Annotated in this window: 8 protein-coding genes; 3 read left to right on the top strand and 5 right to left on the bottom strand. The window is 63.8% G+C overall.

Annotated features, from left to right (window positions below):
• Nucleotides 1–29: 29 nt before the first annotated feature.
• On the top strand, nucleotides 30–341 hold the full coding sequence (locus BG22_RS00390) for a hypothetical protein (protein ID WP_140492039.1): 312 nt from the start codon (nucleotides 30–32) through the stop codon (nucleotides 339–341).
• A gap of 117 nt (nucleotides 342–458) precedes the next feature.
• Here the strand turns inward: BG22_RS00390 and BG22_RS00385 are convergent, their stop codons facing one another.
• The 4 genes from BG22_RS00385 to BG22_RS00370 all read right to left on the bottom strand — a co-directional run bounded on the left by BG22_RS00385 (nucleotide 459) and on the right by BG22_RS00370 (nucleotide 8,948).
• Nucleotides 459–2,108, bottom strand: a complete 1,650-nt coding sequence (locus tag BG22_RS00385; RefSeq protein WP_140492036.1) for an ABC transporter substrate-binding protein — start codon at nucleotides 2,106–2,108, stop codon at nucleotides 459–461.
• Between the two features lie 775 nt (nucleotides 2,109–2,883).
• The gene (locus BG22_RS00380) at nucleotides 2,884–4,815 is read right to left on the bottom strand and encodes a CocE/NonD family hydrolase (protein ID WP_140492033.1); all 1,932 of its coding nucleotides are present in this window, start codon (nucleotides 4,813–4,815) and stop codon (nucleotides 2,884–2,886) included.
• A 237-nt stretch (nucleotides 4,816–5,052) separates the two neighbouring features.
• The gene (locus BG22_RS00375; protein ID WP_140492030.1) at nucleotides 5,053–6,507 is read right to left on the bottom strand and encodes an L-serine ammonia-lyase; all 1,455 of its coding nucleotides are present in this window, start codon (nucleotides 6,505–6,507) and stop codon (nucleotides 5,053–5,055) included.
• A gap of 185 nt (nucleotides 6,508–6,692) precedes the next feature.
• On the bottom strand, nucleotides 6,693–8,948 hold the full coding sequence (locus tag BG22_RS00370; protein ID WP_140492028.1) for an alpha-galactosidase: 2,256 nt from the start codon (nucleotides 8,946–8,948) through the stop codon (nucleotides 6,693–6,695).
• Between the two features lie 418 nt (nucleotides 8,949–9,366).
• Between BG22_RS00370 and BG22_RS00365 the strand changes: the two genes are divergently transcribed.
• On the top strand, nucleotides 9,367–9,585 hold the full coding sequence (locus tag BG22_RS00365) for an AraC family ligand binding domain-containing protein (RefSeq protein ID WP_140492025.1): 219 nt from the start codon (nucleotides 9,367–9,369) through the stop codon (nucleotides 9,583–9,585).
• A 40-nt stretch (nucleotides 9,586–9,625) separates the two neighbouring features.
• Nucleotides 9,626–10,237, top strand: a complete 612-nt coding sequence (locus tag BG22_RS00360; protein WP_140492021.1) for a helix-turn-helix transcriptional regulator — start codon at nucleotides 9,626–9,628, stop codon at nucleotides 10,235–10,237.
• A gap of 210 nt (nucleotides 10,238–10,447) precedes the next feature.
• On the opposite strand, the gene BG22_RS00355 is transcribed toward BG22_RS00360, so the two are convergent.
• The gene (locus tag BG22_RS00355) at nucleotides 10,448–11,989 is read right to left on the bottom strand and encodes a peptide MFS transporter (protein ID WP_140492018.1); all 1,542 of its coding nucleotides are present in this window, start codon (nucleotides 11,987–11,989) and stop codon (nucleotides 10,448–10,450) included.
• Nucleotides 11,990–12,016: the final 27 nt, after the last annotated feature.

The raw sequence follows: 12,016 nt of genomic DNA, 5'->3' as shown, positions 1-12,016 counted from the left end.
TGCATAGCCACTTGACGAAGTGAGAATCAATGGACGGCGTTCCGGCATTGTTGTTTGTCATTGGCCTAGTTGCGGCAATTGCGATATCGGTCGTTTTGCTTCGGCTGTCAGGCAACCGGCTCGCAATCAATCTTGGTCTGTATGCGACAGCTCTGGCATTGCAGGCTGTAGCGTTACTGCTGGTCCCGTCGATGTCGTTCGTCTATCTGCGCGGCGCGATAGACATCGATGTGGCCGATTTCTATGCTTCTCCGATGGCCGCGCTTTTCCCTCTCGCAGCAATCGTCGCGTTCGCCGTGGCTGACGGAATCATGGTGGTCAAACGCTTCTGGAAGGCCTGATTGGTAGCGACGGTATGAAACGGCTGGCAGGACTGCGAATGGTCCTGCCAGCCGTTTCGTATTGCGACGCGATGCCCGTGTGCTACACACACCTGCCGTGCCGTCGAATCAGCGTCGTCACGCCTTGGTGATCTCGAAGAACGTGGGCACGCCCTTCCAGTTGGGCTCCACGTTCTTCACGTTCTTGCCGAAGACCGCATTCGCGTTCTGGTTGTACAACGGAATCTGCGGCAGATCGTTGAGCAGAATCTCCTCGGCCTGCTGGTACAGCGAGTTCGCCTTGTCCACGTCCGAGGCCTGCGCGGCCTGATCGAGCAGTGCATCGAACTCGGGGTTCTTGTAGTCACCGTCGTTCGAGCCCTTACCGTCCGCGGCACCGGACGAGAAGATCGGCGTCAGGTAGTTCTCGATGGACGGGTAGTCGGCCTGCCAGCCGGCGCGGAACGCGCCCTTGATCTTGCGGTCGGTCACGGCCTCGTGGAACTCGTTGCCGGTGGGCATCGGGGCGGTGGCGGCGTCGATGCCCAGCGTGTTCTTGATCTCGTTGATCACAGCATCGTAGATGGGCTTCATGTCGCCGTCGGTGCTGAACGCGATGGTGAACTTGCCGCTCCACGGGTTGATCTCATCGGCCTGCTTCCACAGCTCCTTGGCCTTGTCCGGGTTGTATTCGAGGTTCTCGTTGCCCTTGAGGCTGTCGGAGTAGCCGGAGATCGGCGGGGCGGAGAAGTCCTTGACCGGCGTGGCGGTGCCGGCGAGCAGCTTGTCGCACAGCATCTTGCGGTCGATAGACATCGAGATGGCCTGACGGCGCAGCACGCCCTCCTCGCCGGTGAAGTGCTCAAGCGTGGACGGAATCGTGAACGTGGCGATGCCGGAGCTCGGCTTGCTGTAGGCGTTGAGACGAGAATCCTTCTGGAAGGTCTTAACGGCCGAGGGCGGGATGGTGGCGGAGACGTCCAGGTTGCCGCCCTGCACATCGGCGTATGAGGAGCTGTTCGACGTGTAGATCTTGAAGGTCAGGCCGTTGTTCTTCGGCTTGAAGTTGCCCCGGTAGTCGGGGTTCTTCACCAGCTCGATGCTCTGGCCGTGCTCCCACGACTTGAACTTGTACGGGCCGTTGCCCACCGGGTTGTTGCCGAACTTCTCCGGGTCCTTGTAGAAGGATTCGGGCACCGGGTAGTAGCCGGAATAACCGAGGATCACCGGGAACACCGAGTTGGGGGCGTTGAGCTCCACGCTGAAGTGCGTGTCGTCGGTGACGTGCAGGCCGGACAGCTGCTCATCACCCTTGAGCTTGGAGGTGTCTTGCAAATCGTCGTAACCCTTGATCATTGAGAAGAAGCTGGCACACAGCTGGCCGTTCTTGGCGTTGGCCGTGTAGCTCCACGCCTTGGTGAAGCTTTCGGAGGTGACCGGCGTGCCGTCGGTGAACTTCCACCCCGACTTCAGCACGATGTCGAACTTGGTGTTGTCCGCATTCGGCGTGATGGACTCGGCCACCTCGTTGACCGCGGTGCCGTCCGGCTTGAAGCCGATCAGTCCGGAGAAGAGCATGTCGTTAACGTTGCCGCCGGCTGCCTCATAGGTGTTACCGGGGACGAGCGGCTTCTGCGGTTCGACCGTGGAGATGGTGATGATGTTGTCGCCCGCGCCGCCACTTGCGGACGCGCCGCCATTGGAGCCCGTGCCGCAGCCGGCGAGCAGCATGGTGACGGACAGCATGGCCGCCGAGACCATGGCTATGCGCTTATGCCTGATAATCATGGGAGTCTTCCTTCCTGTTCCTCGGCGGGGCGTCGCGGCCAGCTCTTCTCATCGGTCGCGCAGAGGTCTGACAACACCATGTGCGAGATCCCGAAAGCCGGACCGCGCTCCACCTTTGGTCAGGGAGTATAGGTTCGCGATTGTTACGCAATCGGCCCACTTTCATTGCCGATGGCCATTTCCAGCCGATTCCAGAAGAGAACTCCACTCCACCTCAGAAAAATCCACCAACCGTAGGTGTCTTCTCCCGTGAGTTCCCCGTGGGTTCTTCAGCGTCCGGATTCTGTCAGAAGTGAGGGACTCCTGACCATAATCGGACGCAAAACCGCCTCTTGGCGTCCGTTAATGGTCAGAACCAGCGGATTCCTGACAGAATCCGGACGCTAAGAAGCCTGATTGCGGCCGTTTTCCGTCAGAAGCGACGTGTTACTGACAGAAAACGGACGCTTACTCACTCCTCAGCGGCTGGTTTCTACCAGAAGAGATGCGCTTCCAGTAGAAAACGGACGCTTACTCGCTCTTCAGTGGCTGTTTTCTACTGAAAGAGCATGACTCTCGGTAGAAAACGGACGCTCACCGGCTCCTCAGCGGCCGGTTTCTACTGGAAACGGCTGCCTTCTGGTAGGAAACGGCCGCTGCGGAGATCGAATAGGCCTAGGCGACCGAGCAAATCGGAGACGGGGAAGAGACGGGATAAACGGCACCAACCAAATCAGCGAGGCACCGACCAGGTTGGCCGTCACCGTGCAAACAGACCGGTGCCGGCCAGCCCAACCTACGCAGCCACGAAAGGCACCGTGAGGCGGATGGAATCGAGGTCCACGGTGAAATCGGAGAGCGGCACGGCAGCGAGGCGCTTCGAGTTGTTGTAGATGGCGAGCGCGAGGCGGTGGCCGGCGCGCACGGTCCAGTCGGTGGGCAGCAGGTCGAAGCCAATCTCATACCATTCGTCCACGGCCGTGGGCGTGAACTCGCTGAACGAATCCTTGTGCGCGGTGGCGATCCAGCCGCGGGTGACCATGTTCTGCATCTCGTGGGACTTACGCGGCACGCACACCACGTACGACGCCTTGTCGTCATCGGTGTAGCCTCCCACCGGCGGACGCTTTTCGGTGAGCTCCACGAGGGCGTGGATGTCCTCGCTCACCTGCACGTAGTTGCCTTCGCCGTATTCGATGAGCGAGGCGCACAGGTTGGTGTCGGGCGCGGACGCCTTGACGCGCAGGCTGATGTGCGGGGTGCCGGAGATATGCCAGTCGCGCTCCAACGGCTCGCCGACGTACAGCAGGCGGTCGTCGTGTGCCTTGGCGGATTCGGCAAGGCGCGTGAGCTCCGGAATGCGCGCGCCCTTGATGACTGCGACGTGTGCGGGCTCGTCGGGATCCGCCGGCACCGACGCCGACGCCACGTCCGCCAAGACCTCATCAGCCGCCACGCCAGTCACGCCCGACGCCGCCACGCCAGTCAAAGCCGACGCAGCCGACGACGTAGCCTCGTCCCCGGCACCATCCAATGCGCCCAGCGCGTCCAACGTGTCCAGCGCACCCAGCCGCGCGTCCTCGCCGCCGGCCACGCCGAACGTGTGGTCGGTCGCACCCGGCACGGGCCAGCTCGGGTACTCGTGCCAGTTGCCGTCCGGGTCCTCGATGGAGGCCTCGGGCTCGTCCATGATGCCGTTGTCGATGCCCTTGAGCCAGTAGTCGAACCAACGCTCCAACGTCGTGAGCCATGCGTCGTGGCGCACGTCGAACGGGTCGTCATGTGCGTACTGATGCAGCCAGATCTTGCGGGGCACGCCGTACTCCCCCAGCGCCTTCCAGTAGGTGCCCACCTGGTTCATCATCACGTTGAGGTCGTTGACGCCGTGCACGATGAACACGCTCGCCTTGTACCGGTCCACATGCGAGCGATAGTCGCGCTCGGCCCAGAACTCGTTGTAGCTGCGGTGCTTCTTGTCCGAGCCGTCGTGCAGGCGCTGCCAGCCGCCCTTGGTGTTGAACCGCTGGAGACGGCCTTCGGCGGGCGATTGCAGGCTGGCGGCGAAGTTGTCCGGCTCCCACCAGCCGCCGTCCGCATCGTCGCCGTTGAGCAGCGTGCCCTGCGGATGGTACCAGTCGTACTGGCTGGAGATCGCGGAGATCGGCACGATGGTCCTAAGCCCGTCGATGCCGGTGGCGGCCATGCCGTTGGGCACCGAGCCGTCGTAGGACTTGCCGATCGCGCCGACCAGACCGGACGCCCAGTCGGCCTTCACCTCGTTGTCCGGCGTGCGGCGGTCGCGGGTCAGGTATCCCTTGGCACGTCCGTTGAGCCAGTCGACCACCGCGTTGGCGGAGGCCACGTCCTTCGGGCCGCCGATGTCGCAGAATCCCTCGGACAGCGACGTGCCGGACGTGCTCAGCAGGATGACCGCGTAGCCGCGAGGCACGAAGTAGTTGTCGAAGAAGAAGGTGAACTGCTTGAGCGGGCTGTTCCACTTGTCCTCCGGGTGCGCGTACTCGATCATCTCGCCGTGACGCGGGTAGAGCGAGTAGTACGGGCTCGGGTCCATGATGGCCGGGATCTTTTCGACGCCGTCCAGTTCGCGCGGGCGGATGATGTCCGCGCGCACCAGATCGTTGCGTCCATCAGCATCGCCGTCGAACGGCAGTTCGATGTAGACGAACTCGCGAATCGCGTTTTCGTAGGAGTACTGTTCATCGGTCATATTCGGTTCCCCTCTTACCTGATGTTTGCCTGATTCACGGGATTTCCCGTCAAAATACCCACGCGGGAATCGCGAATATGTGCAGGAACCCCTGTTTTAGGTGGAAGATTCTTCCCGATTCGGGTAATAGGGGTACGAGTGGGGTGATTACCGGGCTTTCCGCTCCCCTCAGTCGGCTATGCTGACGGCTCCCCTGAGAGAGGGGAGTCGAAGCGAGGGGAGCCGAAGTATAAGCCCTCAGCACTCGACCACGTTGACGGCGAGCCCGCCCTGGGAGGTCTCCTTGTACTTGGCCATCATGTCCTCGCCGGTGTCCTTCATGGTCTTGATGGCCTGGTCGAGGGTGACGATGTGCGAGCCGTCACCGAGCATGGCCATGCGCACCGCGTTGATGGCGGTGTTGGCTGCCATGGCGTTGCGTTCGATGCAGGGAATCTGCACGAGTCCGCTCACCGGGTCGCAGGTCAGGCCCAGATTGTGTTCGATGCCGATCTCGGCCGCGTTCTCCACCTGCGCCACAGTGCCACCCATCACCGCGCACAGGCCGGCGGCGGCCATCGAACAGGCCGAGCCAACCTCGCCCTGGCAGCCGACCTCGGCGCCGGAGATGGAGGCGTTGCGCTTGAACAGGTATCCGATGGCACCGGCGGTGAGCAGGAACGTCACGATGCCGTCCTCGTCGGCCGAATCCACGAAATGCCAGTAGTATTCCAGCACAGCCGGGATGATGCCGGCCGACCCGTTGGTCGGCGCGGTGACGATGCGGCCGCCGCCCGCGTTCTCCTCGGAGACGGCCAGCGCGAACAGGTCCACCCATGCGGCGTCCGAGGATTCGAGCACCGCATCCACCCGGCGGCGACGGTTGAGCAGGTCGCTGTTGGAGGCGAGCCGGGAGTACATCTTCGGCGCGCGGCGCGGCACGTCAAGACCGCCCGGCAACGTCTTCATCTCACTCGTACAGCCATTGGTCACACACTCGCGCATCACCTGCCACACGCGCAGAAGATCGGCGCGCACCTGCTCGGCCGGCCGCATCGCAATCTCGTTGGCCCACACCACGTCGGCGATGGGCATGTGCTCGCGCTTGCAGATCTCGAGCAGTTCGTCGCCCGAGGTGAAATCGTAGGGCACCTGCGGGCCGAAGTCGGTGGCGGACTCGTCCTCGTCGGCGAACGCGGTGCCCTCCGGCGGACGGTCGTGGATGCCGATCATGAGGTCGTCCGGGTGGCCTTTGCGGATGAAGCCACCGCCGATCGAATACCAGACCTGCTCGTCAACGAGGTTGCCGGCGGCGTCGAACGCCTGGAACCGCATGCCGTTGGGGTGCGCGGCCATGCGCTGCCACAGTTCGAACGCCACGTCGTGCTCGTAGTCGAAGTCGATCTCGTGCGTGCCGTCGAGCATGAGCTTTCCGGTGCGTTCGCACTCCTGCTTGATGGTGAGTACATGGTGGGTGTCCACGGTGGCGGGCAGGTTGCCCTCAAGACCTGCAACGGTGGCGCGGTCGGTGCCGTGGCCCATGCCGGTCAGCGCGAGCGAGCCGTACAGGGTGCTGCGCACGCGGGCCACGCGCTCGAGCAGGCCGCCGTCCTTCAGCGACTCCGCGAAGGCGTGGGCCGCGCACATCGGGCCCACCGTATGCGAGGAGCTTGGCCCCACGCCGATCTTGAACATGTCGAGAATGCTGAACATCAGTACTCCTTTCCCATCGGATTGCCTTGACTAGCTTTAATTCCTGAATCGCCGCACATCACAGCGGGCGCCGTACTCCAGACCGCGTCCGTACGCGGCGCACCGGGCCGGCGACCGACCGCCTCGTATGCACCCAGCCGCCCGCACACCTCGCCCGCGACCCACGCGTCCGCACCTCTCGCCCGCTACTCCTCGATGGCGTGCAGGTGGAAGATGCGCGAGAGGTTGTCGCCGAGCGGCACCCGCGGATGCAGCTGGCTGTTCGACCCGTCGGTCATCGCCAGTCCCACCCGCTGTAGCTCGTCGCCGTAGCGCGGCCGGCGCTCCACGTCGAAGCCGATCTCATCGACCGCGTACCGCACGCTCTCATCAAGCCCGGTGAGCCGCAGATACCGCACCGGCACGTTGACGCCCACACGGTTGCGGTAGTACCCGGCCAGCGCCTCGCGCCGGTTGCGCGAGACCACGATCCACGCCACATCCGTCGGCGAGGAGGCCGTGCGGGAGCGGAACGGGTCGAGCAGCCGGTAGAAGTCGCCGCAGCGTATAAGTTCCGCATATTCCTTGGCCAGCGCGATCTGCCCGCGGATTGTACGCCGCTCCTCCTCGGTGCAGGCGCGCGGGTCGAGCTCGTAGCCGAACACGCCGAACAGGGCCACGTCGCCCCGGGTCTTGAGCGACGCCGACCGGCCGGTCTGCGCGTTGGGCACCGGGGTGATGTGGTTCGACATCACCCCGAGCGGGTAGGCGAGCGATGTGCCGTACTGGATTTTGACGCGTTCCATGGCGTCGGTGCAGTCGGAGATCCAGTACTGCGGGCAGTATGCGAGCACGGCCGGGTCGAGACGTCCGCCGCCGCCCGCGCTGGCCTCGATGAGCAGTTCGGGGAACCGTTCGAGCAGTCGGGACAGCAGGTCGTAGTAGCCGAGCACGTACCGGTGGTAGATCTCGCCCTGCCGGTCGGCGGGCCACGCGGCGGAGAACACCTCGGAGAGTGAACGGTTCATGTTCCATTTGATGTAGTCCACGTCGTTGTCCGCGATCACCGCCGACATTGTGTCGAGGATGTGGTCGCGCACCTCGTCGCGCGTCAGGTCGAGCACGTACTGGTGACGTCCGATGCTCAGCTCGCGCGTGGCGTCGCCGAGCGCCCAGTCAGGGTGGGCCCGGTACAGGTCGGAATCGGGGTTGACCATCTCCGGCTCGAACCACAGGCCGAACTTGAGGCCGAGCCCGTGGATGTGGTCGGCCACGGGCTTGAGCCCGCGCGGGAACTTGTCCGTGTCCGGCGTCCAGTCGCCGATGGACGAATCGTCCCAGTCGCGGTGGCCGAACCAGCCGTCGTCCACCACGACCAGTTCCATGCCGAGATCCGCGGCTTGGTCGGCGAGCTCCATCACGCTTCGCTCGTCCACATGCATGTACAGCGCCTCGTAGGTGTTGAGCGCCACGGGGCTGCGCCGGTCGCGCCACGGGCCGCGCGCCATGCGGGTGCGCAGCAGCGTGTGGAAGGTCTGGCTCAGCGCGCTCAGTCCGTGGTCGGAATACGCGACGATCGCCTCCGGGGTCTGGAAGGACTCCCCCGGCCCTAGCCGCCAGCGGAACAGCTCGTGGTTGATGCCGGCGCGCAGGCGCACGCCGTTGAACGAACTGACGGTCGCCTCGATGTTGAAGTTGCCGCTGTAGGCCAGACTCATGCCGATCGCCTCGCCGTGCAGCTCGTCGGTGCTGGGACGGGCGAGCATCACGAACGGGTTGGCGTGCTGGCTGCTGCGTCCGTCGAGGCTGGAAACGCGCTGTCCGCCGACGCGCAGCGGCACGCGGGTCGCTTCGCATTCGCGCGACCACGCGTTGGTGAGCGTGAGCATGTCCCACTCCGCGTCCGGCAGGTCCAGCGAGCAGCTGTATGCCGATTCGATGGCAAGCCGATGGGCTCCCACGTTCTCCAGACGCACACTGCGGGTAATCACCGGCAGGTCCTCGTAGATCGAGTACCGGAGCACGACCTGCAATCCCAGCGCATCGTCGCGCAGGATGATCTCCAGCGTCTGCGCCTCGCCCGTATCCTCGACGTAGGTGGATGGCATCCCTTGGATGGCCGGCTTGCCGTTGACGATCGTGTGTCCGGCATAGGTGAGCCGGGCGACGTGCGAGCCGCGCTCGTCGCACACGGTCAGCGCGCACGGGCGCAGGTCGCCCGACCCGGTCACCGGGTATTCCTGTCTGATCTGTTCGAGCGACAGCAGTCCGCGGTCATCGCTGACGGCGAGCATGTCACGGAACAGAATCTCCTGCAGGTCGGTCAGCGGACCGTCGTCCCTGAGTCGCGCGCCGAAGTACAGATGATTGAGCTCGCCGCCCTCCAGCACGCGCAATACGTAGCTGACGTATCGGTTGCGCAGATGGAACTGTCGCGAGGGTTCCAGAAAGGCAATCGTCATGGCCTGCCGCCTTTCGCTGGTCTGATGATCGGTCGTGTGGATGACTCCACGGATGATGTTGCACTCAGCATATTGCGTACGATGGCATCGCGCGCCGGGCAACCGTTCGATTCGGTGGAGAAAACTGCGGCATGATCCGCGCCGCCGCAGCCTTCTCCGGCCGAACCTGACGACCGTCCCGTCTCAGGCGTCCGATCGCAGTCGCCCACCCGCCTACGTAGCCGTACCACCATACTCATATACGCACATATACGCCGTCGATGTGAACGACCGTATGCAGGCGCGTAAACCGGGTGAACGAAGAAAAACACACCTTATTCGAAGAAAAGGAGAGTCCACGCCTCTGCCGGCATCCACTACGATATTGATGGGATATTGGGCCCGAGGCCCGCCGGACGAACGAACAGGGGGTGCAGCCATGCCGACGATCATCGCCGATCTGCCGGCGGCCGAGGTCTCGTTCGAATCGACCGGCCAGTTCATCGGCACGCCGGGATGGATCCACGAGCGCCGCACCCTGGACAGCTTCGAGCTGATCTTCGTCAAGCGCGGCATCCTGCCGTTGCGCGTGGGAGGCGAGGACCTGCGCGTGGGCGGCAAGGACATCCTCATCATCCCCCCCGCAGACCCCGCATGAGGGCAACGGATACCTCACCGATACGCTTGAGTTCTTCTGGGTGCATTTCCGTATCCGCCACTGGCGTCGGTCGAACGCGACGGGCGGCATGGGCACGTCCTCCGCCTACAACGACCATTCGCTGGTGCTGCCGTTGTCCAGCTCGCAGATGGACACCGACCGGCTGACGATCATGTTCAACCAGTTGCTCGACATCTATCAGATGAGCTATCCGGAGCCGAGCTCGTACTGCGACTACTTCACCACATGCCTGCTCTACGAGGTGGCCTCGCTCACCGGGCGGGCGGCCGCGGCGAACAGCGAACAGCGTGAACGCCATGCGCTGCAGAAGGTGCATGAGTGGATTCGCATCAACGCCTTCGAGGACATTTCGGTCAATCAGATCGCCGATCAGTTCAACTACTCCCCCAGCTACCTGTCAACCATCTACAAGCAGCATTTCGGCGTGAGCATCACCACGCAGATCTCGAAGATCCGCATCGAACGCGCCGAGGAGCTGCTGCTGTCCACCTCGATGAGCGTGCAACAGGTGGCGGAGGCCAGCGGCTACAACGACGCGAAGTATTTCATGCGCGTCTTCAAGCAGCACACCGGGCTCACCCCCACCCGCTACCGCACGAGCTTCACGATGCGCCATTACAACAACGCGTGAATCGGCCGGCGCTGTGGAGCCATGAATCCCCCATGACGAATCATGGCCATGGCGTTCCATGACGATTCATGTCTCCACAGCGCCGGCCGATTCCCGACCAATCGCACTATGATTGTGGCTCCCCGGCCAAGCCGAGGAGCCACGGAACAGCCGGGCGAGTCGCGAGGATCAAGCCGGCACTTCCCGCCCGGCGGCGTCACATCACGCGCATCACGCGTTCCGGTCGGTGTCGACCTGGGCGGTGATGACCTTGCCGAGCTTCTTGGTGAAGAGCAGCACGATCAGGCCCACGAGAATCGTGATGCCGCCGATGGCCGCGAAGTACACAGCCTCGGAGCCCTCGTGGTAGAAGTTCACGGAGATCGCGTTGAGCGCGGCGCCGGTGGACTGGGAGATCGACCACACGGTCATCATCTGCGTGGAGAAGGCCAGCGGGGCCACCAGCGAGGCGGCGGAGTAGCCGGACGGCGAGGTGATGGCCTCACCGAGCATGATGAACACGTAGAAGACGAGCAGCCACATCGGGCTCACCTTCACGCCGGCCGGGTAGAGCACGAACGGGATGGCCATGAACAGCGGGCCGGCGCCCCACAGCATCGTACCGAAGCCCATCTTGGTGACGACGGTGGGCTGGTGGTCGCCGAGGCGGGTCCACAGCGCGGTGACGATGATGCCGAACGCGACGGCGAGGATGGCGGACCAGGTCTGGAAGGCGGCCGGGGTGATGGTCATGCCGAACAGGTTGCGATCCACGGTGGTGTCGGCGTAGGTGGCCAGGATCGAGGTGGACTGGGTCCACACCCACATCGCGAACACGTTGCACACGTACAGCGGGATGATGGCGCTGAGTCTCTTGGCCTCCGGACGGGTGGTCTTCTTGCTCATGAGGATGTAGGCGAGGTAGACGATCGGGATGAAGATCGCGCAGGTGCTGATCGTGGTGGCGAAGGAGCCGATGCTCACGATCTTGGCGCCGAGCAGGATGCCGATGAGGGCCACGACCACGACGATGCCGGCGATCATCTTGACGGTGAAGCTGGTGCGCTTGGCCGGGGCGACCGGGTCGTCCGGCTGGTCGCCGATGGGCCCGAAGAACTTCTTCTCGGTGAGCAGGTAGAACGCGGCGCCGAGCACAGCGAAGACGGCGCACAGCGCGAAGGCCGGGTAGTAGCCGGTGGCGAGGGCGATGGTACCGGTGATGAGCGGGGCCACGCCGCCGACGTTGTTGATGATGTAGAGCATGGAGAACGCACCGTCACGACGCTTGTCCTGCTTGTCGTACATCTTGCCGGCAAGCGTCTCGACGCTGCGTCCGGTGATCATGGCGGAGACGCACAGGAGGATCTGGTTGGCCGCGTAGCCGACCACGCCGAGGAACGGCAGAGCGAGCACCACATACGCCAAGCAGGTGGTGATTCGGCCGAACCTCAGGGCGCGGCGCGGGCCGAGCACGCGGTCGGCCATGTAGGAGCCGACCAGGCCGCACAGGAGGGCCGCGGTGGAGTACAGCGAGATGAGCTGCGAGGCCTCGGCCTGCGTGAAGCCCAGGCCTTCGGGGGCCGGCTTGTACAGGAAGTAGATGAGCACCGCGTTCATGCCGCCGTAGGCGAAGCCGTTGCACAGGTTCATGAAGCTCAGGGTGCCCACTGCACTCGGATATCCGAGGAACTGGGTGCCGTGGCGCAGCTTTTCGGCCAGATCGTGGCCCTTGTTCGATGCAGTCTCCTGAGACTGCGGTGTCGGTTGGTTCATTGTTTCCCTTTCTTCAGGGCCGCCCGG

This window comes from Bifidobacterium sp. UTBIF-78 (genome assembly GCF_006408945.1).
Classification (GTDB): Bacteria; Actinomycetota; Actinomycetes; order Actinomycetales; family Bifidobacteriaceae; genus Bifidobacterium; species Bifidobacterium myosotis.
This window is presented reverse-complemented; position numbering and strand designations above follow the sequence as displayed.

Excerpts from the sequence above, each read along its gene's own strand:
- BG22_RS00390 (WP_140492039.1), top strand. The coding sequence starts at position 30 with ATGGACGGCGTTCCGGCATTGTTGTTTGTCATTGGCCTAGTTGCGGCA.
- BG22_RS00385 (WP_140492036.1), bottom strand. The coding sequence starts at position 2,108 with ATGATTATCAGGCATAAGCGCATAGCCATGGTCTCGGCGGCCATGCTG.
- BG22_RS00380 (WP_140492033.1), bottom strand. The coding sequence starts at position 4,815 with ATGACCGATGAACAGTACTCCTACGAAAACGCGATTCGCGAGTTCGTC.
- BG22_RS00375 (WP_140492030.1), bottom strand. The coding sequence starts at position 6,507 with ATGTTCAGCATTCTCGACATGTTCAAGATCGGCGTGGGGCCAAGCTCC.
- BG22_RS00370 (WP_140492028.1), bottom strand. The coding sequence starts at position 8,948 with ATGACGATTGCCTTTCTGGAACCCTCGCGACAGTTCCATCTGCGCAAC.
- BG22_RS00365 (WP_140492025.1), top strand. The coding sequence starts at position 9,367 with ATGCCGACGATCATCGCCGATCTGCCGGCGGCCGAGGTCTCGTTCGAA.
- BG22_RS00355 (WP_140492018.1), bottom strand. The coding sequence starts at position 11,989 with ATGAACCAACCGACACCGCAGTCTCAGGAGACTGCATCGAACAAGGGC.